The sequence below is a fragment of the Kineosporia mesophila genome (assembly GCF_021129235.1).
In the GTDB taxonomy this organism is placed as follows: domain Bacteria; phylum Actinomycetota; class Actinomycetes; order Actinomycetales; family Kineosporiaceae; genus Kineosporia; species Kineosporia mesophila.
In genome coordinates this window covers 231,432-257,678 of the sequence record NZ_JAJOMA010000008.1, presented here as the reverse complement: position 1 = coordinate 257,678, position 26,247 = coordinate 231,432, and the positions used below count along the sequence as shown (strand labels likewise).

Here is a 26,247-nt window from a genome sequence, read left to right as displayed (position 1 = left end):
CATGCTTGTTGGCATGACCCGGTGAAAGGCTGATGATGACCGTCTCCGACATCTCGTCGGACAGGATCGACCGCACCCAGCCCCCGATACCGGAGGCCCCACTGGAATCGGGGGTGCCGGAAAGCCCTATCGGTGGAACGACATCGGCCCCGGCCATTCCCAGACGGTTCACCGCTCTGGACGGCCTGAGAGGCCTGGCGGCGATCGTGGTGGTGATCTTCCACCTCCGCCGCGAGTTCCGGGACATCGGCATCCCGGACTCGCTCGACCGGCTGATCACCGGCGGCTACCTGATGGTGGACCTGTTCTTCGTCCTCAGTGGTTTCGTGATGGCCCGCACCATGCTGCGGACCCGTCACCGCGAGGACTTCCTGCGCTTCTCCGAGCTGCGGGTACGCCGTTTCATGCCGCTGCACCTGGCCGGCTGGGCCATCGCCCTGCTCGGTGTGACGGTGCTCGCGCTGTGCCAGCAGTTCGGCATCTTCCACACCCCGGAGCGGGGGGCCTTCCACCACGGTGACACCAACCTGCGGGCCTGGGCGTCGAGTCTCGTGCTGGTGCAGGGCATTCTCGGCCCGCAGTTCTCCGGGTACGCCGCGGCCTGGTCGCTGTCGGTCGAGCTGTGGGTGAACATCCTGATCGTCGCCGTGGTGGCGTTCATGCCCACGGCCTACTACCGCCGCCTGGTGGGGCCCGCCGCCTTCCTGGCCGGCATGGTCGTGCTCGCCTGGACCGTGCCCAGCGCCGAGAACAGCGTGGGCACCGTGGCGTTCGGCCGGGGTCTGGCCGGGCTCGGCGCCGGCATGGTGACCTACGAGCTGTACCTGCTGTTCATGCGGCGTCGCACGATCGCCTCTCCCGAGGACGGCGCGACGCAGACCGTGCGCTGGGCCGCCCCGGTCGGCGTGATCTCCCTGCTCCTGCTCGTGCTGGCCTGCTGGGAGCGCGGTTTCGTGCGGGAGTTCCGCTTCCTGCCGATGATGATGCTGGCGCCGGTCCTGGTGGTCAGCCTGGCCCTGCCCTCCGGCGGCCCGGCGAAGTGGCTGCTGAACACGTCTGTCGTGCAGTGGCTGGGCAGCCGCTCGTTCGCGATCTACGCGCTGCACGGACCGGTGCTGATGAGCGTGAAGCTGGTGCTGGAGCTGCGCGGCCTGAACCCGCAGGCCCCGAAGGTGGCCGCGGTCATCATCGTCGCGGGCATGATCGGGGCTGCTTGTCTGGCCGAGATCGGGCACCGTTACATCGAGACGGCCTGGCAGCCGAAGAAGAAACCGAGGCCCGCCCCCGAGCCGGTGGTGCGGGAGCCCGCGTCGGTCTGACGTCGCGGACGGCACCGGACAGCACGAAGAGCGCGCAGGCCCGCCGGGTCTGCGCGCTCTCGCGTCACGGGATCCGCCTACCGGCGGTTAATGCAGGTCTTTCAGCATCGCCATGGTGCTCATCTTGGCGGCCGTCAGCGCCTTGACCCGCAGGCCCGGGCAGCCGGAGTCCATCAGCTTGTCGACCTTGACGGTCTTGATCGTCGCGCGGGGCGTCTTGGAGCCGCGGAACGCCGTTTCGAGGCTCGTCACGAGCCCCTTCTGGACATCTTCCGGCTTGGCCTGCGCGGCGGAGTCCAGCGCCGACTGCACGGCGTCGCACACCATCACAGCCGTGATGTCGAACCGCTGACCCGACGTGGTGGCCGTGGGCACGGCGGTCTCGGTGTTCACCGCGTCCGTCGTCGTGGTCGCGGCCGACTTGCTCTCGTCACCGCTACTTCCGCCACATCCGGCCAGCACGAGACCCATCAGCGGGGCTGCGGCCAGCACCAGCACCGTCTTGCGTACACCACGAAACACGATCAGCTCTCCGGAAGATCATTCAGGCTGTTCAGCCCGGTGGTCCCGAACGGTCCTGGCGCACGCCGGCACGGTCCGGGCCGTTGTGCGGCCCAGGTCGGCCCGGTCGGCCTCGACCAGCGTGGATCCACTACCGATATCGAGACCGGGTAACTCACGACATGGTGAGGGGGTTGTGTCGCACGCCGCCCAAGGTCTCCCTCGACCTCGGCGAGCACACCCTCAGCCGCCCAGCAGGCTACCCCGCCAATCTCATCCTTTGCTGCGTTCTCAAGATTCCCACTAGGCCCATCCAGCGCATCTTCGCTCAGATCCACCAGGAACGCCGATATTTCTCACAGGAACACCGGGCGTGGCCTTGCCCTCATCGGCCCTCTATCGTTGCCCCGGGACACCGAATGTGACGCAGGGTCACGCTTCAGTTGCTGTAAAGCTCGTTCAGGCTGTCCCGCTCGATCAGATCGAGAGCCTGCTCATGAACGGCGGGGCAGGTTTCCTTCAGCATCGCGTCAAGGTCGGGATCTGTTCCCTCGTCATTACCCAACGTGGTGAAGATGGTGGCGACCGTGGCTGCGAGCCGGGTGGTCGCGGCCCGGGTGTCGTCGCCCTCACTGGCGCCCACCACCGTGCCGACGGCGGAGCAGGCGGCCTTGGCCTGACCGGCCTCCCCGAGGTCTTCGGCGGCGTCGCGGAGGTTCTCCTCGGCTCGATCCAGGCTGTCCGGATCGAGGTTCCCGGTGGCGTCCTCGAGCTGCTGGGCGCTGTCGTTCAGGGTGCCGGCCGAATCGTTCAGCCGATCGATCCGCGCGCCGGTGTCCTCGCCACAGCCGGCCAGCAACAGCGCCGCGAGCGGGAGCACCACCAGTGACCGGACCGCGACCGACTGCTTCGAAACCACACGTGCCTCCCCAGAGGTGAACTTTCCGGGTCCAACGAGGTCCCGGCGGGCCCGGTTCCGACCGGTACCACTCAGGTACCGGCCGGGTAGCACTCGGTTACCACCCGGGCCCACACAGTCCAGCGCAGGCCCTGGACAGCCGATAGGCAGACCGTGAGCGAGTACCCCGCGGACGATTCAGACCCGGCTGCCGCCGACGCCGCCGAGACCCGGCGGCTGGCCGAGCTGGACACCTACCGCGTGCTCGACACCGAGCCCGAACCCGGCTTCGACGCGCTGGTCAAAGTCGCGTCGTCGATCGCCCGCACCCCCAGCTCGACGATCACGCTGATCGACGAGCACCGGCAGTGGTTCAAGGCCGCGATCGGCATGGCCGACCGCGAGGGTGACCGGCGCACGGCGTTCTGTGACCACGTGGTGCGTGAGGGCCGGCCGGTGATCGTCGACGACGCCTCGACCGACCCCCGGTTCGCCCAGAACCCCCTGGTGACCGGTGAGCCGGAGATCCGCTTCTACGCCGGCTTCCCGCTGGAGACGCCGACCGGCGAGGTCCTCGGCACCCTGTGCGTGATCGACTACGAGCCCCGCCAGCTCACCCCCGACCAGCTGGAACTGCTGCGGGTGCTGGCCGACCAGGTGATGGCCCAGCTCACCCTGCGCCGCACCCTGTTCGAGCGGGAGCAGGAACTGGCCGAGCGGCAGCGGCTGATCGGCCAGGTCGCCGAGTCCGAGCGCCGGTACCGGATGCTGGTGGAGAGCTCGCCCGACGTGATCGCCCGGCTCGCCCCCGACGGCCAGGTGCGATACGTCTCGCCCGCCCTGCGCACCATGCTCGGGATGGACCCCGAGGCGGCGATGACCACGGTGGACATCGGGGACGCCCTGGTGCACCCGGAGGAGCTGGAGTCGGTGCAGCGGGCCCTGGCCGACGTGAACACCGGACGGCGCCGCGACTTCACCACCCGGCTCCTGCACCACAGCGATCAGACCTACCGCCAGGTCGAGGTGACGATGCTGCCGATCCAGGACGCCGGCGGGCGGGTCGTCGAGATCATGGTGGTCGGGCGGGACGTCACCCAGCGGATGGTCGTCCAGCACGCCCTCAGCGCCGCCACGGCCGAGGCGATCCGGCGCGGGAACCAGCTGGAGGAGGCCCAGGAGATCGCCGAGCTCGGCAGCTGGTCGGTCGACCTGGCCGCCGGCACCTCCTGGTGGTCGCCCCAGCTCTTCCGGGTGTTCGGTGCCGATCCGGCGACCACGGCCGCGTCGATCGAGCAGGCCCGGGCGTTCAACCACCCGGACGACCGCGACCGGGTGCGGGAGGCCACCGAGCGGATCCGGGACAGCGGGTCGGAGGAACCGGAGGAGATCGAGTACCGCATCGTGCGCCCCGACGGCCAGGTGCGCATCGTTCAGGGCCGGGGGCGACGGGAGAACGATCCGGACGGCGGACCGGGCCGGATCGTCGGCACCGTCCAGGACATCACCGAACTGCGCCACACCGAGCGTGAGCTGCGGCGGGCCCGCGACCTGTTCGCCCAGGTGCTCGACGCCACCGAGCACGCCTTCATCGCGATCGACACGACCGGCCACATCACCATGTGGAACCGCGGCGCCGAGCGGATGCTCGGCTACACGGCCGCCGAGGTGATCGGCACCCAGAAGGGCCTGACCTGGCACGACCCCGAGGAGATGGAGCTGATCGCGGCCGAGATCGGCGTGCCCTTCGATCTTTCCATGTTCATCGACCACGCCGGGCACCCGGCCCTGATGCGGCCACGCACCTACATCGCCAAGGACGGCACGCGCCGCCTGGTCACCGTGTCGATGGTGCCGATGCACGACGGCGACCCGAACGAGGTCAACGGCTACATCGGCGTGGCCACCGACGTCACCGCACGGGTCGAGGCCGAGAAGGAACGCGACACGCAGAGCCACATGCTGCGCGCGGTGATCCAGAACAATCAGTCGATCATCAACGTGAAGGATCTCGACGGCCGCTACATCATGGTCAACCGGGCCTTCGAGGAGGCGTTCGGCGTCACCCAGGAGGACATGGTCGGGGCCACCGACCAGATCCTCGACCCCCGGCTGGCCGCCCGCTGGCGAGTTAACGACCTGCGGGCCCTGCAGGGCCCGGTGCACGTCGACGAGATCGCCGACCTGGCCGACGGCCGGCACTACTTCGAGACCGTGCGGGTGCCGCTGCAGGACGAGTCCGGTGAGACCAACGCGATCTGCACGGTGGCGCTGGACGTGACCGAGCGGCGCCGGGCCGAGGCGGAGAAGACCGCGGCGATGGAGGCGATGACGCAGGCCCGCGACGCCGCGGTGGACGCCACGAAGGCCAAGTCCGCGTTCCTGGCCACCATGAGCCACGAGATCCGCACCCCGATGAACGCCGTGATCGGGATGACCGGGCTGCTGCTGGAGACCCCGCTCAACGACGAGCAGCGGGAGCTGCTGCACACCGTGCGCAGCAGCGGTGACCAGCTGCTCGCGATCATCAACGACATCCTCGACTTCTCCAAGATCGAGTCCGGGGACCTGGAGCTCGAGGAGCAGCCGTTCGAGCTGCGGGAGTGCGTGGAGGGGGCCGTCGCCCAGTTCGCCGGGTCGGTGAAGAACATCGACCTGGTCTCGCACGTGGACGACGACTGCCCCGGTGTGGTGGTCGGTGACGTCACCCGGCTGCGCCAGGTGCTGACGAACCTGGTGGGCAACGCGATCAAGTTCACCACTCAGGGCGACGTGCTGCTCCGGGTCGAGGTGGAGGAGGGCTGGCAGGAGGGCCCGGATGCGCCCCTGCGCCTGCGGTTCACGGTGGCCGACACGGGCATCGGGATCTCCCGGGCCAACATGGGACGTCTGTTCAAGTCGTTCAGTCAGGTGGACGCGTCGACGACGCGGGTCTACGGCGGCACCGGACTGGGCCTGGCCATCAGCAAGGCGATCGTCGAGGCGATGGACGGACGGCTGACGGTCACCAGCGAGGTGGGCGTCGGGTCGCAGTTCACCTTCAGCGTGGCCCTGGGACGCTTCAGCGGGCCCCAGACGCTGCGCAAGCGGCCCCCGGCGATCGTGGCCGGGCGGCACGTGCTGATCGTCGACGACAACGACACCAACCGCCGCATCCTCCGGCTCCAGCTGGAGAGCTACGGCATGGCCTGCCAGGACAGCGCCTCCCCCCTGACGGCGCTCGCCCTGATCGGCAGCGGGGTGCAGTTCGACCTGGCGATCCTCGACTACGCGATGCCGGTGATGGACGGTGTGCAGCTCGCCCTGGCCCTGCGTCAGCTGGCCGGCGGCAAGGACCTGCCGCTGGTGCTGCTGTCCAGCATCGGGCGTCGCGACCGCACGCACGAGAAGGTCTTCGCGTCGGTCCTGACCAAGCCGGTGCGCAGCGCCGCCCTGGCCGAGGTGGTGGGACAGGTACTGGTGCCCGGCCCGGCGGAGACCGGACCGAACCCGGCCGGCCCGATTCCCCAGCCCTCTCCCCCCGGCGACACGACCGCCTCGGCGACCTCGGCGTCCTCACCGACCGCACCCCGCCGGAATCTCACCGACGCGGGCAAGCTGCGCATCCTGCTGGTCGAGGACAACGAGATCAACCAGAAGGTCGGCAAGCTGATGCTGGCCAAACTCGGCCACACCGTGGAGATCTCGGCCAACGGCGCGGAGGCCGTGGAGGCCGTGGGGCGGATCGACTACGACGTGGTGCTGATGGACATGCACATGCCGGTGATGGACGGCCTGGAGGCGACGCGCACGATCCGCTCGCAGATCCCGCCCGACCGTCAGCCGACCATCATCGCGATGACCGCGAGCGTGACCAAGGAGGACCGGGACGCCTGCGCCCAGGCCGGGATGGACGGGTACCTGTCCAAGCCGGTGCGGGCGGAGGACCTGGTCGAGGCACTCGGCGGGGTGCCGGTGCGTAACCCCTGACGCAACACCCCTGATGCAACCGATGATCAGGTGTGGACGGCCCGGACGGCCACGAACCAGGTGCCGGCCAGCAGCACCTCGCCACCGATCTCCCCGGCCAGTTGCCCCGGGGTCAGGAACCGCTTGTACACCTGGTGCCTCGAGCCGTCGTTGAGCACGCGTTCCTCGGTTTGGGCCTGCGGCCCACCCGGCCGGCGGGCGGTGTCGATCACGATCAGCTCGGGGGCCACCCGCCGGGCCTGGGCCAGGAAGGTCTCCCGCTCGCCCTCCGGCAGGTGCCCGTAGAAATGCCCGGTGAGGACGCGGTCGAAGGCGCCCGCGGCGAACGGCAGGTCGAGCGCGTCACCGGTCAGGGCCACCCCGGCGGGCAGTCGCGACTGGGTCAGGGTCACCATCGCCGGGCTCTGGTCCAGGGCGACCACCAGACCGCTCAGGTGGCGGGTGAGAAAGCCGCTGCCGCAGGCGATGTCCAGCGTGCGGGCGGCCGGTAGCGACGACACCAGGGCAACCAGGCGGTTCACCTCGTCGTGCCAGCCCGGCCGGTCGCGCGCGGCGAACTGCCCCTCGCCGGTGTACCAGTCGTCGTACTCACCGGCCCGGGCGTCGTAGTAGGCGGCCGTGGCGGCGTCAGCAGCAAAGACGGGCTGCATGTGTCCCCTTCATCCGGTGAGCCGATCATACCCACTTAAGTGATCGATCGCCGTCAAACACATCCGCCGGATCGGGACTACTCCTCCGCCGGACGGGGTTGGCACCTGGTGGAAGAAACTCCCGCAACGAAGGGCATGCAATCGTGGCCACACCGCTGTCGATCCTCGACCTGGCTCCCGTGGCGAAGGGCCAGAGTCCTTCCCAGGCCATCGCCGCGAGCGTCGCCCTGGCGCAGACCGCGGAGAGGACCGGCTACCAGCGGGTCTGGTACGCCGAGCACCACAACATGGCCGCGATCGCCTCGTCGGCCACCAGCGTGCTCATCGCCCACGTGGCCGCCCACACGAAGACGATCAAGCTGGGCTCCGGCGGCATCATGCTGCCCAACCACTCCCCGCTGGTGATCGCCGAGCAGTTCGGCACCCTGGCCGAGATCCACCCGGGCCGGATCGAGCTCGGCCTGGGCCGCGCGCCCGGCTCCGACCAGGCCACCACCTACGCGCTGCGGCGCGACCCGGCCACCGCCGAGAACTTCCCGACCGACGTGGTCGAGCTGAAGGGCTTCCTGAAGGGCGAGTCCCGCGTGCGGGGCGTGCAGGCCATCCCGGGCAAGGGCACGAACGTGCCGCTGTTCATCCTCGGCTCGTCCCTGTTCGGCGCCCAGCTCGCCGCCGCGCTCGGCCTGCCCTACGCCTTCGCGTCGCACTTCGCCCCCACCGCGCTGCACCAGGCCGTCGAGGTCTACCGCCGCGAGTTCAAGCCCTCCGACGAGCTCGCGGCCCCGCACGTGATCGCCGCGCTGAACGTGTTCGCCGACGAGACCACCGAGGCGGCCCAGAAGGCCCTGCGCCAGGCCAAGATCCAGCGGGTCGGCCTGCTCTACGGCCGCGGCCGCTCACTGACCGAGGCGGAGGCCGAGCAGATCGTCGACTCCGGCGAGGCCGTGCACCTCGAGGAAATGGTGAAGTACTCGGCCGTCGGCACCCCGGACGAGGTCAAGGACTACCTCGAGCAGTTCCAGAAGCACGCCGACGCCGACGAGCTGATCGTGGCCTTCGGGCACCAGGACACCGAGGCCCGCCTGCGCTCGGTCGAGCTGACCGCCCAGGTCATGGGCCAGACCAGCTGAGTCATGAGCCGGACCGGCTGATCTGATCACCGACGGACGGCACCGAGCCGCCTCGCGCACGGTGCCGTCCGCGATCAGCCCCCGGGCCGCCGCTCCTCCAGCCGCGGACCCCCGGCGTGCCACCGCCCGATCACCGCGGCCCACCCCTGTTCCTGATCGGGCAATCGCCCCGCAGCTCAGATCGGCGTGAACGCCCCCGCAGAGCCCGAATTCCCTGCGTTTCGGGCCGGCGTTCCCCGACGACGGCCCGGGGAGCGGGTGTGTGAGCCCGGGCACCGTGGCGCATCCGCAGAACTCCCCGATCAGCCCTCTCCCCCGGGGAATTCCGTGACCACGTGGGGGCACTGCACGAACCCGATGCCGCGCAGGCTGTCCAGCACGATCACGACGCCCGGGCGCTCCTGTTCGTCGCCGGCCCGACGGTAACTGACCGCGATCCGCAGCGGGGATCGCTCGGGGCAGGTGTCGGGCAGCTTCCAGCGCACCGTGTAAAGGCGCGTCTTCTTCGGCGCCACCGTGGCTTTCACCGGCCGGTGGGCCGGGAGCTCACAACTGCCGCCCGCCGTCACGCGTCTCTCCTGCCGCAGGCCGCCCCGTTGCAGACCTTCCACGTCGTCGATGAGAACTGAGGACGAGGTGGTGTTCGCGAGCGTGAAGGAGACGGTGAGGTGGTTGCGGTGGTCGGTGCGCACGGGGCAGGTCTCACGGAGCGAGACCGGCAGGGCGTCGAGCTGGATCCGGGTGAACGACGGAGTGGGCAGGGAGTCGAGGTGCCGGACGGTGTTCTCGGTGCGGCCGACCACCACCGAGCCGAACAGGAGGACGCCCACCACCCCGCACACGTAGAGCACCAGTCTCAGGGGCGGCGAGGGTGGGTCGGCCGGTGGACCCGGTGACCCCGGTTCCAGATCGAGTGTCTGCACGGCCCCACCTCTGTGTGAGAACTCGCTCCGGGGTGGGAGCGTCCGGCAAAAGTAGTGCGGTGGCGCTGCGGGGAGGGGATCCGCAACGCCACCGCACCAGATCTGGGCCGGTCTCCGGCGCGGTCTACGAGGCCGTGGTGGTGGCCTGGAGGTCGTACACCGTCTGGTTTCCTACGGTAGTCGCGGTGTAGTTCGCCGCAACCCAGGTGGCGATCTCGCTGTTGCCGCCCATGCCGCCGCCGCCACTGCCGCTGGCGATGAAGTACCGCACGTCACCGTTGGCCACGTACTCCTGGAACTCCGCCAGCGTCGGCGCCGGGTCGCTGCCGCTGAACCCGCCGAGCGCCATGATCGGCTCGTCACTGGCCAGCTGCAGGGGTGCCGCCGAGTTCGAGCTGACCGTCGCGGCCGCCCAGGTGGTGCCGGCGTTCTTCAGCAGTTCGACCAGTTCGTCGCTGACCGACGAGCCGCCGCCCATACCGCCGCCGCCACCTCCGCCGAACCCGCCGCGACCGGTGGTCGTGCTGTCGTCGTCGCTGGACGTGCCGGACTGTCCCGGCTGCGTCGTGCCACCACTCTCGGTGCCGGTGCTGCCGTCGGTGCCCGTGCTCCCGTCGGTGCCGGTGCTGCCGTCGGTGCCGGTGCCCGTGCTCCCGTCGGTACCGGTGCTGCCGGTGCTGCCGGTCGTGCCGCCGGGCGGTGTGCCGGTCTCGGACGAGCCCGTGCCGCCCATACCGCTGGGCATGCCCCCACCGCCGCCTCCGCCGAAGCCGCCGCCCGACGAGGAGGCCGCGCTGGCCGGGCCGACCGAGGGGATGGAACCGGTGTGCGACTGCGTCGTGGTGGCGACCGCGTAGGAGGCGGTACCGGCCAGACCGGCGAGCATGCCCGCCAGGACCAGCGCCAGGAGGGCCCTGGCGGCCAGGCGGATCGGGAGCACGAGGCCGATCGCGGCGATCACGGTGACGGCCAGGATGACGTAGCGCAGGCCGGGGGCCCAGTCGGCGTTACGGGCCAGCAGCGTGTACGACCACAGGCCGGAGGCCAGGATCATCCCGGCCAGGCCGATGCGGGCCCGCCAGAGATGACGGGCGTCCCAGCAGGTCTTGCCGCCGATCGCGACGACCGCGCCGATGGCCGGGGCCAGGGCCACCGTGTAGTACGGGTGGATGGTGCCCTTCATGTAGCTGAAGATCAGGCCGACCGTCAGCATCCAGCCACCCCACATGATCAGGGCCGCGCGGGTGCGGTCGGTGCGCGGGTTGCGCCAGGTCAGGAGCAGGCCGAAGACCAGGGCCACGAGGGCGGTGGGCAGCAGCCAGGAGATCTCGTTGCCCATCTCGGAGCCGAACAGCCGGTTCAGGCCGGTGGCACCGCCGAACGACGAGCCGGCCGCGCCGCCGGTCATGCCGCCGCCACCACCGCCGCCGCCGTTGCCGTCACCACCGAGGATCCGGCCCAGGCCGTTGTAGCCGAGCACCAGCTCGAGGATGGAGTTGTTCTCCGAGCCACCGATGTACGGGCGGGAGTCGGCGGGCCACAGCTCGACGATGGCGATCCACCAGCCGCACGAGACGATCATCGCGACCAGCCCGCCGATGAGCTGGGCGAAGCGGCGCTTGAACGAGGTCGGCGCGCAGACCAGGTAGGCCAGGCCGAGGGCGGGAACGATCAGCCAGCCCTGGAGCATCTTGGTCAGGAAGGCGAAGCCCAGCGCGCTGCCGCACAGCAGCACCCACTTGGTCGAGCCGTTCTCCACCGCGCGCACCATGCAGTAGGTCGCGGCGGTCATCAGCAGCACGAGCAGGGCGTCCGGGTTGTTGAACCGGAAGATCAGTGCGGCGGCCGGGGTGAGCGCCAGGACCGCCCCCGCGAGCAGTCCGGCGGCGGGCCCGAACCAGCGCTTCACCGCGGCGTAGAGCAGGCCGACGGCGGCCACCGCCTCGATGGCCTGCGGCACCAGCATGCTCCAGCTGCTGTACCCGAAGATCCGGGCGGACAGGCCCATCACCCAGGTCGAGGCCGGGGGCTTGTCCACGGTGATGAAGTTCGCGGCGTCGAACGAGCCGAAGAACCAGGCCTTCCAGCTTTTCGAGGCGGCCTGTACGGCAGCCGCGTAGAACTCGTTGGCGTTGCCGGAGACCGCGACGTTCTGGAGGTAGAGAACGGCGGTCGCGAGCAGCAGGACCAGGAAGGCGGGGCGGGCCCAGCGCGGGTCGCCGTCCGCGGAGCTGAGGAAGCGACGACGGCCGCGCTGCCGTCCGGAGGAGTCGTCAAGCCGGCCGGGCGTCGCGGTGCCCGATGGGTCGGCCCGGTGGACCGTGTCTGGGCCGGGCGAGGTCGTCGTCATGGTGAGAACGCTCTACCCGGCCCCTGCACGAGGGCCGACCGTTACCTGTACGTCAGCTATGGAAAGGTGTCAGCTGGGGGCGCCCTGGCCCGGAACCATGAACGAGGCCGCCAGGTCGAACTCCTTGACGTCCACGTCGTGCTCCACCAGGAACTCCCGCAGTACGTCGATCGACCGGCGCTTGAAGGCGTGCTGGTAGATCTTCTCGTCGGCCGCCCCGAAGTGGTTGCCGTTCGCCGCGGCGGCCGTGCGGTCGCGCAGACTGGGTGCGGCGGCCCAGCTCAGGTCGTTGCGCTCTTCCAGCTCCTGGTCCAGGTCGACCCGGGCGGCCGCCTCCTGCCGGTCCATCCGGATCTTGCGGACGGTGCGCGAGGGGCTGCCCCACAGCAGCGGCCAGACCATTGGCAGCACCGTGCGCAGCAGCGGCAGCCGGTGCGCGCCGGGGCCGAGCGGGATCTTCACCACGTCGCCGTAGTCGGGCTTCAGCGGGCGCAGCGCCGTCACCGCCATCTCCACCTCGAGCATCGGGCCGTGTTTCTCCACCCGCACGAACAGGGTCACCACCACTTGCCCGTCCCAGCCGACGACCTCGAAGAACGTGTACGGCCGGGCCGAGCGGTGCTGGTTACGCAGCGCCTTGTCGATGTGCTCGGGCGTGGCCTCCGAGACCGGCCGGCGGAAGCGCAGTTCGTAGTCCGGGTCGTCGAGCACGGGCCCCTGCCGGAACAGGCCGCCCACCGCCCGGGCGTGACCCCCGATGACGTACAGCCGGTGCCCCGTGCGCGGCTTGTTCTCCATCGTCAGCGGGATCTGCTCGAGCAGGTAGCGGTGCAGGTCGATGCTGTCGAACGGCTGCGGCTCACCGCGCTTGCCCAGGTCGCTGGCGGTGCCGACCCGGGTGTCGACCGTGAAGCTCCAGCCGTCGATCTGGTCGCCGGAACCGTTGAACGGCGTCTTGCCGGCGAAGACCACCACGTTGGCGCGGCCCGAGCTGCGGATCGGCCCCTCGATCTCCTCGGGCAGCGGCGGGGGTTCCACCGCGTTGAGGCCCTTGATGCCGATCGAGGCCAGGGCCGAGTCGTGAACGGCCCGGTAGTGCACCCAGATGATCGCGAAGCCGGCCAGGTACGAGCCGAGCAGCACCAGGAACGCGAGCATCAGCAGGCCGCCCGGCCCCAGCTCACCGGTGAAGATCGAGACCAGCGCCACCTCCAGCACGATGGCCACCGCGGCGGTCACCACGAGCAGCCAGACGTCGCGGGTCTCGCGTCGCTGCTTGGCCTGGGCGGCGTGCCGGGCCAGCGCGACCGCGTCGACGTGCCAGTTCGGCGCCATCGCCTTCCAGTCCGGGTAGACGAGGTCGTTGAGCACCTCACCCCCGAACGAGGCGTTCAGGTGGATGGCCGAGCAGAGCTGCCGGGTGATGCCGTCACCGGCGGGCGTGAACGACTGCGGGCGCCGCACCGGCTGCCGGCGTCCGGCCCACGGCGGCTGCAGCGCCTGACGGACCCTGACCTCCGGCGGCGCGTTGGATATCAGCTGCAACTTGTCCACCACGGTCCGGCCGGCACCGCGGTGACGCGAAGTTTCCGAGGGCGGCATTCAGGCTCCCTGCGTCGCTCATTGACCATTTCTGCACCGCTCACCGCAGACGACGCTTTCACCCGTCCGGGCGCACCGTCTAGATGATGCACCGAGTAATAGCCCAACAGCGACACCCCGGGGCGAGTCGGCCATCTTTACCGGTCACAATTCGTCGGCCGCCCGGTTCCGGGGCCACTCCCGCACACCGCCCGGCGTCACCCATGCCTCAAGCTCATCACAATTCCGGGCAATTCACTCGTACCCCTGACCTGCTCAGATAATCGCGTCACCAATTGTGAATATCCGACCTCGGGCAGTGATGAATGGCCTAAGGTGTGATCGCCCGGACCGGAGCTGGGGGGCCAGCGCAAATGCGGGCCGGGAAAACGACATTGACCCGACTGGCATGTTCTGGGGGTTTGTCTTGAGGTCCCGGCGTGAGCACTCACGAGGTAAGCCCCACCCCACCGGCCACGACCTGCGCGTCAGTACCGACGGCCACGCTGACAGCAGGAATGCCACGGATCCCGGCGCTCCCGTGGCACCGGGGGTTGTGGGCAGTGCGAGTGCAGTGTCAGGTTCGGTGGCAGTCGTCTCCGGAACCCCACCGAAGGGGCTCCCCCGCCACGCGGACGTCGACGCCCGGGCCGCACTCAACCGGTACCGCCGCAACGCCATCCTCGCCGACGCCCTGAGCGCCGGCGCCGCCGCGCTGCTCGCGATCATGCTGCGCTTCGACCGCGAGGCCCCGGGCTTCTGGGCCTGGATCCCGATCGTGCTGCCGGTGATCTGGATCGGCATCGCGGGTCTGGACCGGGTCTACGAGCGCCGGTTCCTGGGGGCCGGCACCGAGGAGTTCCAGCGGGTGCTGCGCTCGGGCGTGGTGCTGTTCGCGATGATCGCCGTCACCTCGTACCTGTCCCGCACGAACGTGTCCCGCTCAGTCGTGGTGTTCGCCGTCCCCGTCACCGTCGTCGGCGCCCTGGCCGCCCGCAAGATCCTGCGGGTGCGGCTGCACCACGCCCGGGCCGCGGGCATCGGGCTGGAACGCACGATCGTGCTGGGTGACGCCGAGGGCGCCCGGGAGCTGGTGCACCTGCTACGCCACAACACCCATCGCGGCATGGTGCCCGTCGGCATCTGCCTGGCCTCCAGCCCGGTCACCCCCAGCGACATGGACGGAGTGCCGGTCATGGGTGGTCCCGACGACGTGATCGAGGCGGTCGAGGCCACCGAGGCCCACGTGGTGGCCGTGGTGTCGCACCCGGATCTGTGGGGCCATCCGCTGCGGGAGCTGGCCTGGGCCCTGGAAGACCTGGACGTCGAGCTGATCGTCTCCCCCGGCATCGTGGAGGTGGCCGGGCCCCGCCTGTCCATCCGGCCGCTGGCGGGCCTGTCGCTGCTGCACCTGGAACAGCCCACGGCCACCGGTGGCGACCTGCTGGTCAAGGCCGTTTTCGACCGGATGCTCGGCACCGTGATCCTGCTGGCCCTGTCGCCGCTGCTGATCGGCCTGGCGATCGCGGTGCGGGTCACCAGCCCGGGCCCGGCCCTGTTCCGGCAGACCCGGGTCGGGGTCGGCGGCCGGGAGTTCTCGATCTATAAGTTCCGCTCGATGGTCACCGACGCCGAGCACCGCCTCATCGACCTGACCACGCACGACGAGGGCAACGGGGTGCTGTTCAAGATGCGCACCGACCCCCGGGTGACACCGCTGGGCGCGTTCCTGCGCCGCTACTCCCTGGACGAGCTGCCCCAGCTGATCAACGTGGCCAAGGGCGACATGAGCCTCGTCGGCCCGCGCCCGCCCTTGCCCCGCGAGGTGGCCGGGTACTCCGGTGACGCGGTGCGCCGCCTGCGCGTGCGCCCGGGCATGACCGGGCTCTGGCAGGTGTCCGGCCGTTCCGACCTCAGCTGGGAACAGTCGCTGCTGCTCGACCTGCGCTACGTGGACAACTGGTCGATGACGCTGGACCTGAGCATCCTCTGGCGCACGGTACGGGCCGTGGTGAAGGGCGACGGGGCTTACTGAGCGTCGTGGTCGTCCTCGGGGTCCAGCGCGGAGTCCGGGTCGGACGCGGCCACCGCGAACCAGGTCTGGGCCTGGGCCAGGTCGGCGTGCGTGATGGTGCCGCTGCGGATGGCCCACATCGCCAGGGGCAGCCGGAAGTCCTCGGCCGCGTCGGGACGCTCCCGGGAGACCAGACCGGGCACCCCGTGGCTGTCGAGCTTCTCGCGCACCTGCTTGAACACATTGCGCACATAGCCCGGACGGCGCCCGACCCGCTCGGCCACCTGACGGTAGGTGGCGGCGCCGGCCTCCGGGCCGGAACGGGTCAGCAGCGGCTCGCAGAGCGCCGTGAGCAGGCGTCGCTGGGCCGGGGTGAGGATGATCGGGGGCACCACGACCGTGGGCGAGGAGTCGGACTCGTCGTCCACCTCGGCGCGTGAGGGCGGCAGGCCCCGGGCGTCGACGTGCACCACGTAGTCGCGGCCGAACCGGCCGGTGACGACGACGTCGAACTGGCGCCAGGGCAGCGAGGTGGTCGCGGCACCGGGCTCGACCGTGCGGGCCGCGCCGGTGGGCGGGCGCAGCTGGAGCAGTTTGGACGAGGAGACGTTGCGGATCAGCACGCAGTCGGCCAGCACCCGCAGGGTGGCGGCCTGCCGGGAGACGTGGTCGTCCTCGGGCTCGAAGGCGATGCGCAGGTCGCAGTTGCGACTCCGGCCGATCGTGACCTCCTGCCCCGGGGGCACGGCCCGTCGCGTCGTTCCCTCCACCACGGAGAAGAGCACTGCGGCCGGCGCCACCTCACCGAACGGTGGCTGGTTCATCGGCTGGCTCATCGCGCCACTCGGCACCTGCTGGGTCATGCCCATCTGCCCCATCCGCGCAGTCCTTCCCGGGAAGTCCGCGCAACGCACACATGGCTTCCACTTTCGCTCATTCGCCCGGATCTGTCACCGGTCAAGGCAAGGTACGGCACGAACGACCCATTGACGGCGAAAAGAAAGTGGTATGGCTATGTGATCTCAGCAATCGTCGCTGCGCCGCACACTGCACCCGCATCGCAGCCAAACCTCCTCCGGATGGCAAAGCTGCTGCAGCGCAGAGACACTCAGAATCCTTCCGACCGTTCGGCGTCATCCGGCGAAGGCGAGCATCCACCCGACCCCTGTGCGGGTGGATACCGCCTCATCGGGCACACCTCGCCCGTGGACTCTTCCGGCCGATGCCCGTGGCAACCAATTCGGTGCCGGTTCAATTCAGGACATCTCGCGATGTAATTTCCCGGTAGTGCAGGGGTGCATCCATGCTCCGGACAACAGTCGCCGCACGCTCGGTGAGCGCGCGGCGACGGCTTTAAAGAAATTGACCCCTGGCAATCAGTGCCGAACTGCTTCGCCCTCGTTCTCCCGCAGATCCTGCCCGTCCGTACCACCTGAACCGCCTGAACCGCCCTGCACCGGAATCTGCCCGGTGAACGGCACCAGGGCCCCCGGCGGCTTGCCGTGCCCGGTCACCTCAGTGAGCGTGGTGCGCGGGCGCCGAACGGGAAGCAACCCCCAGAACCCGGTCCGCGCCGCCCCACTCCCCTGAGTCCCGGCATCGTCCGCCCCCTTCTCCATAACCCCACCGACCCGCTCGCCCGGCGCCATCCAGCGAGGCCGGTGCCCCGAGCCCCGCTGGGCCGTGGTGGAGTCAGAGGACGAGGTGCTGGAGGACGAAGTGCTTGCGGACGAAGTGCTTGCGGACGTGGGATCCGTGGCCGAAGTGCTGGAGGACGAGGCATCCGAAGGCGACCGGTCCGTCGCCAGGCCCCTCACGGAGGCGGCGTCGGTGAACGACGAACTCGGGACCGACGTGCCGGTGTACGACTCGTCCCCGGCGTCGGCATCAGTGACCCGACCGGCCGCGGACGACGGCTCAACTGACGTCATGTCGATGGCCGACGTGGCGGACGACGAATAGACGAACGGCGCTCCCACAGACGAAGCGTGTCCCGACGCCGGAACCGAGAACCCGGCACCGGCGGACGACACAGCCTCGAACTCCGCACCCCTGGGCGCCGCACCCCCGAACTCCGCACCCCCGAACTCCGCACCCCCGAACTCCGCACCCCCGAAGGCCGCTTCCTCGAAGGCCGCTCCCTCGGACGCCGCAATCCTGGGGGACGCACTCCCGAACTTCGCTCCCTCGGAGGCCGCACTCACGGAGGCCGCACTCACGGAGGCGGCACTCCCGAACTCCGCACCCCCGGAGACCACGCTCCCGAACTCCGTACCCCCGGACGCCGCACCCTCGGACGCCGCACCCTCGGACGCCGCAATCCTGGGGGCCACACTCCCGAAAGACACGCCGTCGGACGACAACGTGCCTCCGGCCGATGTGCCGTCGAACCTCGGGCCGGTGGGCGTCCCGTCGGGGCCCGGCGCGACGACGGACATCGCGGAGGTCTCCGGTGACGTGGGGGTCCGTCCGTTGCTCTCGTTCGGGCCATCGGTGGTCCGCCGCCCCTCCGGGCCGGGCACGTCGAGCACCGGGATCGGGTTGGTCTCGGGGGCCTCGGCTGTCCTCGGGAAGAACGGCAGGTCGATCGGCCCGGAGATCGCGTTCTTGGGGCGGCCCGCCTGGTGGCGGGACAGATCGGCGCGGCGCCCCGTCCGGCGGGCCGGGACCTCCGCACGGGATGCCGCCCCGTCCGCGGATCCCCCCGCCGTACCGGACCGCAGACCGTCCCTCGCCTCACCCGGGAACCCACCCGCGAACGTCTGCACCGGCGAACCGTGCGTCATCTTCAGGCTCAGGTGATCCTGCGTGGCCGAGGAGTCCGGCCACGACTCACGACGTGTCCCGTGGTGAACCGGCGCCGAGGCTGCCCCGATGTCCCGCAGCTCGTGACGACCCAGCCGCGCCGACGCCGGAACCCGGCCGAACTGCCCGTCCCCGAACTGCTCACCCCTGAACTGCTCGCCCCCGGCCGGCTCACGCTCTGCCTGCTCGCGCTCGATGCGGGTGAGATCGATGTGCTGCGGAGCCTCCAGCCCGCGCAGGTCGATGGACCGCACGACCGGGGCATCCGCCTCGGCATCCATCTCCGTCGGCATCTCCGTCGGCATCTGGGACCGGGCAACCGCTTCCGCCCGGGCCTCCGCGTCCGGCCACGTAGCCCCGGCAGCCGCGTCCACCCGGTTCACCGTGTCCGCCTCGGCGGCCTCGGCGGCCTCGGCGGCCTCGGCGGCCTCGTCCACACCGGCGGACACGCCGATCCCGGCCACCGCGTCCACACCAGCGGACACGCCGATCCCGGTGACCGCGTCCAGACCGGCGGACACGCCGGTTCCGGTCGCCTCGCCCGCCGCCATCGACACGTCGACCACGGGCGCACTGGTTCCCGACCCACCCCACGCCTCGGCCACAGCCCTGTCAGCCGCGTCGGCCCCGGCAGCCTGCGCCGCGACCTGGTCGGCGATCGGGGTGTCCAGGTTCTTCAGGGCGGCGAGCACCCGGCGGGCCTCGGCGGCCCGGGCCGCGGCGGCGGCGCGGAACTCCGCCGCGGCCCGGAACTCGGCCGCGGCCAGCTCCCGCTCGGCGCGCAGGTGCTCGGCCTCGAGGTGCAGGCGCTCGGCGCGTTCCTTCTCGGCCCGCAGCTCGGTGAGCCGGGCCTGCTCCAGGCGCTCCCGTTCGGCCCGTACCTCGGCGGCCCGGGCCTTCTCGAAACGTTCCAGGTCGGCCCGCAACCGCGCCCGGCGGTCGGCCTCGCCCCGCTCGGCCGCGGCCTTCTCCGCCGCGACCCGCTCGACGGCTGCCCATTCCCGGGCCGCCCACTCCGCCGCGACGAGCTCGGCCCCGAGCCGCTCGGCGGCGGCCCGGGCCTGCGCCCGCTCGCGCTCGGCCACCTCACCGGCCAGCCTCTCCAGGGCGGCCCGGTCCTGCGCCGCCCTGGACGCCGCCCACTTGGCCTGCGTCGCCGCGAAGAACACCGGCTCCAGCTCGGCGGAGGGCTCCTCGTCCGAGGTCACCACCGGCCCGGCCAGCGGCCCGAACAGCGCATCGTGCGCACTCGGGAACGGCGCCCGCCCCGGCACCCAGGCCGGCACCCCGACCGAAGGCGTGGCCGCGACCTGCATCGCCTCGGCCATCGTCATTCCCGGGCGGACCTCAGCCTCATCCGTGGAAACACCCGTAGGGGCACACTCCTGAGCATCGTCCTCAGCTTCGGTGCCGGTACCGGCCACGTCCCGTGACCCGGTGGCGAAGTTCACCCCCGAGCCGGCCGCACCATTCCCCGGGCCGCCGACCGCATCGACCGGCATCCCGTTCAGGGCCGCCGCCGACAGGCTGTCCGCTCCACGGTCGACCGGGCCTCCCGCCGCACCAGCACCAACGCCGGTCGCCCCACGTCCCGCAGCCGCGATCGGCAGGAGTTCCTCGCCGGCGCCTCGCGCAGCGCCAGCCGGCGACTTCCCGGTGGCACCAGCCGACTGGCTTCCTGCAGCATCAAACGTCGCACCGGCAGCATCAGTCACTCGATTAACTGCACTACCGGCCGAAAGAACATCCACGGCAGGTGATTCCGACGGCGAGAGGCCGACGGCAGCCGGCAACCCACCGGCCCCGGTAGGTGCACCGGCCTCTCGAACAGGTGCCTCGTCCTCCAACATCCCCGACGGGTGGACGACCGCGAGGTCAGAACCGGTCGGGCTGGGGATCCGCAGCTCACCGCCGACCGGCTTCCAGACGTCGTCGGCCGCGACCGCCGACACCAGGGCGATGGGGCCGGTCAGCGGCAGGATCGTCCGGGATCCGGCGTCGTCCACCGACCGGACGTCGACCGGCGAGTCGCGCAGGCCGGCGACCGGCCGGGTCTCGTGCCAACGCGCCGGCGCGCTGTCCAGGTCGCCCTCACCCTCCGGGGTGGGCGCGATCTCGAGCGCGCGCACGGCGTCGAGCTCGGCGCGCACGGCGGTGTCCCCGAGCATCCACCCGGCGTCCGCGGCCGACTCCGCGGAGAGCAGCCGATCTTGTGCGGCAACATCTTTGGACGGGCCGGCGACGGGGACCTCACCGGTCGGCACCGACACCAGCCGACGCGGACGCGGGCCGGAACCGGGGGTCGGCACGGCCTCGACGGTCTCGTCGAGACGACTGCGCCGCTCACCCACGATCTGGCGCTGGAAACCGACGGCCCGCACCCACACGTCGGTGACCTCGACCTCACCGGGCTCGGGCGCGGCGTACGGCCAGAACGGCCCCCCGGGCGGCAGCAGACTGCCCGGCCCGACCGCACTGATCAGACTGCTGGCCAGGGCACTGTCGAGCACCGGCCGGCTGCTCGCGTGCCGGCCGGAGTGGGGGCGGCGACCGTGCCGGGCCACCCGGTCGCAGAAGTCGATCATCGCGAAGACCCGGAAGTCGTTGACGTCGATCTCGCCCATCCGCACCGCGTCGACCAGGTCGTCGCGCAGTCCGGCCGCCTGGTGACGGCGAGCGCTACGACGGATCGCACGTATCACCAGCAACACGAGCACCAGCAGCAGGGCGGAGATCGCGAACGCGGCCACCGTCAGTTCCGGGTTGCGCTCCATCTCGACGCGCGTGCGCCCGGCCGAATCGGCTGCACTGTCGAGCATCTCACCGGCGAGACGGCGCACCTGGGCGACCTTCGACCCGGCGCGGAAGTCGCTCATGACGCCTCCGCCCGGCCAGATCCACGATAGGCACAGTCGGCGTGAAGACCTTCGCGCAGGGCGGTGAGCTCACCGGTCGCCGCCGCGAAATCCTCGTGCCAGCGATCGTTCTCCATCGACAACTCGGTGTTTCTCGCTCTCAGCTGGACGTTCTCGCGCCGGTAGCGCACGGCGAGAAAGACCACCGCACATCCGAGCACGACAAGGAGGAGTCCGGCGCCGCCGACGGCGACACCCGAGAGATCGACCTCCGAAAGGTCCTCCGGCACGGCGAAGCCCCTTCCACGTGTTCAGGAACCTCGCAGGCTCCTCGACCCTCAGGCTGCCCCGGGGCGCAGTGTGCATTCCCTGCGGGCGCTGACCGGGCTCCACTCCGCCATCCGAATTGGCGTCGCTCACTGTAGTGGACGTCAACTCTGAGTTAAAGCTTCTGCGGGTCCGAACCGAGTGATGGCACCCGTACTGCATCCCTGTCGTGGGTGCGCGAGGCCTTCGCGGCCCGCGACACGCCGTCCGCCCTGGTCAGCGCCATTCCCCGAAGCAGCGCCCGCTTCCGCTAGGTATGTGCAAATCCACCCACTAGGCTCGGACGACGGCTGAGACCACTGCCGGGTGGGCACCACTACCACGGCACGACGACGGCGCATGTGCGTCGCGGTGCTGCAGCGACCTGCTGCGCCGGCCTTGTTGGACTGAGTTCCTTGCACTGAGCTGCGGAGGATTCCGGTGGACCCCAGCCCCGAACGGGCCAAGACGATCCCAGCCGGCACGACGAACGGAATACCGAGACACCTGGTGCGTATCCGCGCCGGCGCCAACGGCGCACGTCCCCTCCTGAACGGTCCATTCCTGAACAGCAAAGGCAACGGCGAGGCCCGGATGAGCCCGGAGAGAATTCCCACGGTCATCACCAATGGTCATCCCACGCCCCCGGACGAGGCAGCCATCGACACCGCCCTGTTCGCCTGGGAGTGGGCCCGACTGCTCTCCTCCACCGGCTACGTCACCGCCGACCGCACCGTGGTGGTGGCCGAGCTGCGCCGCTGGACCATCCGGCTGATCGACACGCTGGGGCGCACCCCGTTCGACCCCTCCCCCGGCACCGAGATCGGCCAGGCGCTCGTCACTCTGGGTTTCGGCTCCCCGATCGCCCTCGGCCGCACCAACGCCCTGGTCATGCGCAAGTTCCTGGTCCCGGCCGACGACGACCGGCAGGAGCGCGTGGCCGAGATCGTCTCGTTCATCAGCCAGGGCTTCGTGCGGGCGGTGCGCGACCGCACGCTCGAGGAGCAGGACGCCATCCGCAGTTCCGCGCTGCTGGCGCTGGAACGGGCGCGGGCCGACCGGCGCCAGGCCGAGCTGCTCGACCCGGTGACCGGCCTGCTCAACCGCAAGGGCTTCGTCGCCGCGCTCACCGACCGGCTGGCCACCTCTCCCCCGGGCGTGCTCGGCGTCTGCCTGCTCTCGCTGGACGGGTTCGAGCCCCTCGACCGGGGTTTCGGCACGGACGTGGGAGATGAGCTGCTGCGCACCGTCGCCGAGCGGCTGTCGGCCCGTTTCGGTGGTGAGGACGACCTGATCGGCCGGATCGGGCGCGACGAGTTCATCGTGGCGGCCATCGGCACGAAGTCGCCCACCGCGGGTCAGGAGAACGTCCTCCAGCGGGTGGCGGCCGCCCAGCTCGCGGTGCGTGCGCCGATCAGCCTGGGCGACCGGGCCATGGTGCTGTCACCGTCGGTCGGGGTCGTCTCGCGGCTCACCGACTCCGCCGAGCCGGAGACCGTGCTGCGCGACGCCGGCCTGGCCGGTTCCTGGGCCCGCGAGCGCGGCACCGGGTCGATCGCCCTGTTCGAGATCGAGCGCGCCACCAAGCAGGTCGCCGGGCTCGCCCTGGCCGCGGAACTGCCCGGCGCCATCGGGTCGGGACGACTGCTGGCGCACTACCAGCCGATCGTGGGGTTGCGCTCGGGCCGGGTCGAGACGGTTGAGGCGCTGGCCCGGTGGGAGCACGAACGCCACGGCCTGCTGGAGCCGCACGCGTTCATCCCGCTCGCCCAGCGGGCCGGGCTGATCGACGAACTCGGGCGCAGCGTGCTGGAACGGGCCTGCCGTCAGGGGCTGGCCTGGAACCACCTGCTGCCGCGGGGACCGGTCGTCTCGGTCAATCTCGACCCCCAGCAGCTGACCGAGCCGGCCACGGTGCGCGACGTGGTCACGATCCTCGAGCGCACCGGTCTGCCGGCCGAACTGCTGCAACTGGAGATCACCGAAGACGCGGCGCTGGGTGACCCGGCCACGCGCAGCGTGATCCGCGACCTCGCCCACATCGGTGTCAGCCTGGCCCTCGACGACTTCGGCACCGGTCAGGCCCATCTCGCGCGGCTGCCCGACCTGCCCGCGCTCGGCGTGCACACGCTCAAGCTGGCCGGTGAGTTCCTCTCCACCCAGGACACGCAGGAAGTCAGCGCCCGGCCCGAACCGGCGCCGGCCCGTCTCACCGACCGCCTGTTCGGCGCCGCGCGTCACCACCAGCCGCCGGCCCACAGCTCGGCCCGGCGCGACGTGCTCGCCGCGACCATCGCCCTGGCCCACCGGCTGGGTCTGGCGGTCACCGTCGAGGGAGTGAAGACCGAGCAGGACGAGGCGCTGATCATCTCGATGGGCGCCGACCACGCCCAGGGCACCTACTACAGCGCCCCGCTGCCGGTTCCCGAGGCCGGCGACTACCTCATCCGCGGCCGATGAACGACGCGTAGCGGTCCAGGTCGACGTTCCCGCCGCTGAGTACCACCCCGATCCGGCGGCCGGCCAGCTCGCCCTGGGCCAGGCGCAACGCGGCGGCCAGGCCCAGGGCGCCGGTCGGCTCCACCACGAGTTTCGCCGAACCGGCGAGAAGCCGCATGCTGTCGATCAGTTCGGCATCAGTCGCAGTGAGGACGTCGGTCACGAGACTGGCGATGATCGGGAAGGTGTGCCCGCCCAGCGCCGTGGTCTGCGCACCGTCGGCGATCGTTCTCGGGGCCGCGATGGTGACGATCTCTCCCGAGCGGAACGACTGCGCGCCGTCGTCGCCGGCCTCCGGTTCGACCCCGTACACCCGGGCAGCGGGCGCGAGAGCGCGCACGCTGAGCGCGGTTCCGGCCAGCAACCCACCACCCCCGAGAGGGGCGAAGACCGCATCGAGGCCGTCGACGTCTTCCAGCAGTTCCTTGGCGGCCGTGCCCTGACCCGCGATCACGGACGGGTCGTCGAACGGCGGCACGACGGTGAGACCCTTCTCCACGGCGAGTGCCTGGGCGATCGCCGCCCGGTCTTCGGTGTAGCGGTCGTAGTGCACGACATGAGCACCGTAGCCTTGTGTGGCAGCCAGTTTCGAGGCCGGGGTGTCGTGCGGCATGACGATCGTGGCTGACATTCCGAGAATACTCGCGGCCAGGGCCACGGCCTGGGAGTGGTTGCCCGAGGAGTACGCGACAACCCCGGCCCGCCGCTGCGCGCCGTCCAGCCGGGCCAGCGTGTTGTAGGCGCCCCGGATCTTGAAGGCACCTGCCCTTTGCAGGTTCTCGCACTTGAGAAAGATCTGGGCGCCGGCCTGGTCGTCAATGCGGCGGCTGGTCATCACGGGTGTGCGGTGTACCACTCCGGCGATACGCTCGGCCGCGGCTTCGACATCGGAGTAGGAAACAGACATGGACTGCATCCTAGAGAAGGGGATCTCGTGGATCGACCGGATCTGTCACTGAGTGGCATCGTGCTCGACACCGACGACGTGCAGATGTTGTCGGAGTTCTACATCCGCCTGCTGGGCTGGGAACTGACGCAGGACGAGCTACCGGGCTGGCGCAAGCTCGGGGCCCCGGCCGGGCCGGGCCTGTCGTTCCAGCTGGAGACGAACTACCGTCCTCCGGTCTGGCCGGCCGGCACCGACCGCACCCCGATGCAGGTGCACCTGGACATTCAGGTCACGGATCTGGCACCGGCCGTGGCCTTCGCCCAGGAGTGCGGCGCCGTGCTGCACGACTTCCAGCCCCAGGACGACGTCCGCGTGCTCAGTGACCCCTCGGGCCACCCGTTCTGCCTGTTCCTGCACTAGCAGAACGGATCAGGTCGGCAGCAACGGCCACAATCGCGTCCAGGCCTCCTCGGCCGCCCCCGCCACCGGACCGCCCTCCAGCAACTGCGCGGCGAGCACCGGTGGCGGGTCGGCGCGGCGGAAGGCCATCAGACCGGCCAGGTACGCGTCGTCCAGCGCGCGCGAGGCCGCGTTCAGGTAGTCCACGCCCAGCCCGCCGACGGTCACCAGTTCCGGGTCCACCGCGTTGACCAGCCCGGCGATCCCCCGCCCGAGCCGGCTGGCGACGAGTTCCACGGCCTGCCGCTCGGTCCCGCCCTCGGAGGCCACCACCCGCCGGGCGTAGGCCACCGGATCGGCCGGCACCGGCTGACCCAGCAACCGGGCCAGGGCGAAGCCGTCCAGACTGGCCCCCCAGCAGCCCCGGGCCCCGCAGGGACACTCCACGTCGTCCCCTGCGAAGGGCACGTGACCGAACTCCCCACCCAGCCCGACCGCACCGGTGAGCACCCGGCCCGACTCCACCAGCGCGCCGCCGAGACCCGCGTCCACCCGGATGTGCAGGGCCATCGCGGCCCCGACCGCGGCCCCCCTCCGCGACTCCGCGGAGGCCGCGAACGTGGCGTCGTTGCCCACCGCCATCACCGGGGCCTTGGGCCACAGCACGCTCAGGTCCAGGCCCGACCAGCCCAGCGTGCTCGCCTCGATCAGCCGGTCCATCGCCACCAGCCCGGGCACGGAAACGCCCATGCCCCGGATGCGGCCGCGAAAACGCCGCCGCAGCTTCGTCAGGCGTCCCTGCACCTCGTGCAGGATCCGCTCGCCGTCCCCGTAGGCCCCGGCCATCTGCTCGTCCCCGTCACAGGCCACCACCTGCCCGCCGAGCTGCACCACCTCGGCGCGCCAGGTCTCGTGGGCGAACGCCACGGCCAGCACCAGCGGACCGCGCGGGTGAGGCTGCAGCACGGTGGTGGGCCGCCCCCGTCCGGCCGGGCCGGCCGGACGCTCGCTGATCAGCTCGGCGGCTGTGAGACGCGCCACCAGCTCGGTCGCCGCGCCGGTGCCGATACCGACCGTGCGGGCGGCGTCAGCCCGGGTGATGTCCGGGTTCTCGTGCACCACCCGGAGCAGCTCGGACACCCTGGTCCCGATCACGATC

Annotated in this window: 17 protein-coding genes; 6 read left to right on the top strand and 11 right to left on the bottom strand. The window is 70.9% G+C overall.

The genetic code is table 11. The features are described from left to right. Positions 1-32 precede the first annotated feature (32 nt). Positions 33-1,319 carry an acyltransferase family protein gene (locus LR393_RS13975; protein WP_231484323.1) on the top strand — a complete coding sequence of 429 codons (1,287 nt, stop codon included), beginning with the start codon at positions 33-35 and terminating at the stop codon, positions 1,317-1,319. 87 nt (positions 1,320-1,406) lie between these two features. On the opposite strand, the gene LR393_RS13970 is transcribed toward LR393_RS13975, so the two are convergent. Together LR393_RS13970 and LR393_RS13965 are read right to left on the bottom strand one after the other, a co-directional pair. Next, positions 1,407-1,841 carry a hypothetical protein gene (locus tag LR393_RS13970; RefSeq protein ID WP_231484322.1) on the bottom strand — a complete coding sequence of 145 codons (435 nt, stop codon included), beginning with the start codon at positions 1,839-1,841 and terminating at the stop codon, positions 1,407-1,409. Between the two features lie 418 nt (positions 1,842-2,259). Then, positions 2,260-2,739 carry a hypothetical protein gene (locus tag LR393_RS13965; protein ID WP_231484321.1) on the bottom strand — a complete coding sequence of 160 codons (480 nt, stop codon included), beginning with the start codon at positions 2,737-2,739 and terminating at the stop codon, positions 2,260-2,262. 153 nt (positions 2,740-2,892) lie between these two features. Here LR393_RS13965 and LR393_RS13960 point away from each other — a divergent pair, with 153 nt between their 5' ends. Continuing rightward, positions 2,893-6,687, top strand: a complete 3,795-nt coding sequence (locus tag LR393_RS13960) for a PAS domain S-box protein (RefSeq protein WP_231484320.1) — start codon at positions 2,893-2,895, stop codon at positions 6,685-6,687. Positions 6,688-6,713: 26 nt separating this feature from the next. On the opposite strand, the gene LR393_RS13955 is transcribed toward LR393_RS13960, so the two are convergent. Then, positions 6,714-7,337 (bottom strand): class I SAM-dependent methyltransferase, encoded by a 624-nt coding sequence (locus LR393_RS13955; protein ID WP_231484319.1) that lies wholly within the window; start codon positions 7,335-7,337, stop codon positions 6,714-6,716. 143 nt (positions 7,338-7,480) lie between these two features. Between LR393_RS13955 and LR393_RS13950 the strand changes: the two genes are divergently transcribed. Beyond that, positions 7,481-8,467, top strand: a complete 987-nt coding sequence (locus LR393_RS13950; RefSeq protein ID WP_231484318.1) for an LLM class flavin-dependent oxidoreductase — start codon at positions 7,481-7,483, stop codon at positions 8,465-8,467. A 302-nt stretch (positions 8,468-8,769) separates the two neighbouring features. Here the strand turns inward: LR393_RS13950 and LR393_RS13945 are convergent, their stop codons facing one another. The 3 genes from LR393_RS13945 to LR393_RS13935 all read right to left on the bottom strand — a co-directional run bounded on the left by LR393_RS13945 (position 8,770) and on the right by LR393_RS13935 (position 13,342). Continuing rightward, complete coding sequence (locus LR393_RS13945; RefSeq protein ID WP_231484317.1) at positions 8,770-9,390, bottom strand: hypothetical protein; 621 nt, start codon at positions 9,388-9,390, stop codon at positions 8,770-8,772. A gap of 124 nt (positions 9,391-9,514) precedes the next feature. Further along, the gene (locus tag LR393_RS13940) at positions 9,515-11,740 is read right to left on the bottom strand and encodes an ArnT family glycosyltransferase (RefSeq protein WP_231484316.1); all 2,226 of its coding nucleotides are present in this window, start codon (positions 11,738-11,740) and stop codon (positions 9,515-9,517) included. A gap of 69 nt (positions 11,741-11,809) precedes the next feature. Further along, entirely contained in the window at positions 11,810-13,342 is a 1,533-nt protein-coding gene (locus LR393_RS13935) for a hypothetical protein (RefSeq protein WP_231484315.1), read from the bottom strand. 565 nt (positions 13,343-13,907) lie between these two features. Here LR393_RS13935 and LR393_RS13930 point away from each other — a divergent pair. Next, on the top strand, positions 13,908-15,356 hold the full coding sequence (locus tag LR393_RS13930) for a sugar transferase (protein ID WP_231484314.1): 1,449 nt from the start codon (positions 13,908-13,910) through the stop codon (positions 15,354-15,356). Here LR393_RS13930 and LR393_RS13925 read toward each other — a convergent pair. From LR393_RS13925 to LR393_RS13915, 3 genes are all read right to left on the bottom strand, one after another. Next, complete coding sequence (locus LR393_RS13925; RefSeq protein ID WP_231484313.1) at positions 15,350-16,213, bottom strand: hypothetical protein; 864 nt, start codon at positions 16,211-16,213, stop codon at positions 15,350-15,352. The genes LR393_RS13930 and LR393_RS13925 overlap by 7 nt on opposite strands. Before the next feature lie 498 nt (positions 16,214-16,711). After that, complete coding sequence (locus tag LR393_RS13920) at positions 16,712-21,016, bottom strand: hypothetical protein (protein ID WP_231484312.1); 4,305 nt, start codon at positions 21,014-21,016, stop codon at positions 16,712-16,714. Continuing rightward, entirely contained in the window at positions 21,013-21,285 is a 273-nt protein-coding gene (locus LR393_RS13915; RefSeq protein WP_231484311.1) for a hypothetical protein, read from the bottom strand. Before LR393_RS13915 ends, LR393_RS13920 begins: the two co-directional genes overlap by 4 nt. Before the next feature lie 457 nt (positions 21,286-21,742). Here LR393_RS13915 and LR393_RS13910 point away from each other — a divergent pair, with 457 nt between their 5' ends. Further along, the gene (locus LR393_RS13910; protein WP_231484310.1) at positions 21,743-23,761 is read left to right on the top strand and encodes a putative bifunctional diguanylate cyclase/phosphodiesterase; all 2,019 of its coding nucleotides are present in this window, start codon (positions 21,743-21,745) and stop codon (positions 23,759-23,761) included. Here the strand turns inward: LR393_RS13910 and LR393_RS13905 are convergent. Next, entirely contained in the window at positions 23,745-24,707 is a 963-nt protein-coding gene (locus LR393_RS13905) for a threo-3-hydroxy-L-aspartate ammonia-lyase (protein ID WP_231484309.1), read from the bottom strand. The two genes, LR393_RS13910 and LR393_RS13905, sit on opposite strands and share 17 nt — an antisense overlap. Positions 24,708-24,734: 27 nt before the next feature. Between LR393_RS13905 and LR393_RS13900 the strand changes: the two genes are divergently transcribed. Next, positions 24,735-25,109: a VOC family protein gene (locus LR393_RS13900; RefSeq protein WP_231484308.1), complete on the top strand. Its 375-nt coding sequence runs from the start codon at positions 24,735-24,737 to the stop codon at positions 25,107-25,109. Between the two features lie 9 nt (positions 25,110-25,118). Here LR393_RS13900 and LR393_RS13895 read toward each other — a convergent pair whose 3' ends face one another. Then, positions 25,119-26,243, bottom strand: coding sequence for an ROK family transcriptional regulator (locus tag LR393_RS13895; protein WP_231484307.1), 1,125 nt, complete (start codon positions 26,241-26,243; stop codon positions 25,119-25,121). Positions 26,244-26,247 lie beyond the last annotated feature (4 nt).

Coding starts and splice junctions, on each gene's coding strand:
- LR393_RS13975 (WP_231484323.1), top strand. CDS start 33: ATGATGACCGTCTCCGACATCTCGTCGGACAGGATCGACCGCACCCAG.
- LR393_RS13955 (WP_231484319.1), bottom strand. CDS start 7,337: ATGCAGCCCGTCTTTGCTGCTGACGCCGCCACGGCCGCCTACTACGAC.
- LR393_RS13940 (WP_231484316.1), bottom strand. CDS start 11,740: ATGACGACGACCTCGCCCGGCCCAGACACGGTCCACCGGGCCGACCCA.
- LR393_RS13935 (WP_231484315.1), bottom strand. CDS start 13,342: ATGCCGCCCTCGGAAACTTCGCGTCACCGCGGTGCCGGCCGGACCGTG.
- LR393_RS13925 (WP_231484313.1), bottom strand. CDS start 16,213: ATGGGGCAGATGGGCATGACCCAGCAGGTGCCGAGTGGCGCGATGAGC.
- LR393_RS13920 (WP_231484312.1), bottom strand. CDS start 21,016: ATGAGCGACTTCCGCGCCGGGTCGAAGGTCGCCCAGGTGCGCCGTCTC.
- LR393_RS13905 (WP_231484309.1), bottom strand. CDS start 24,707: ATGTCTGTTTCCTACTCCGATGTCGAAGCCGCGGCCGAGCGTATCGCC.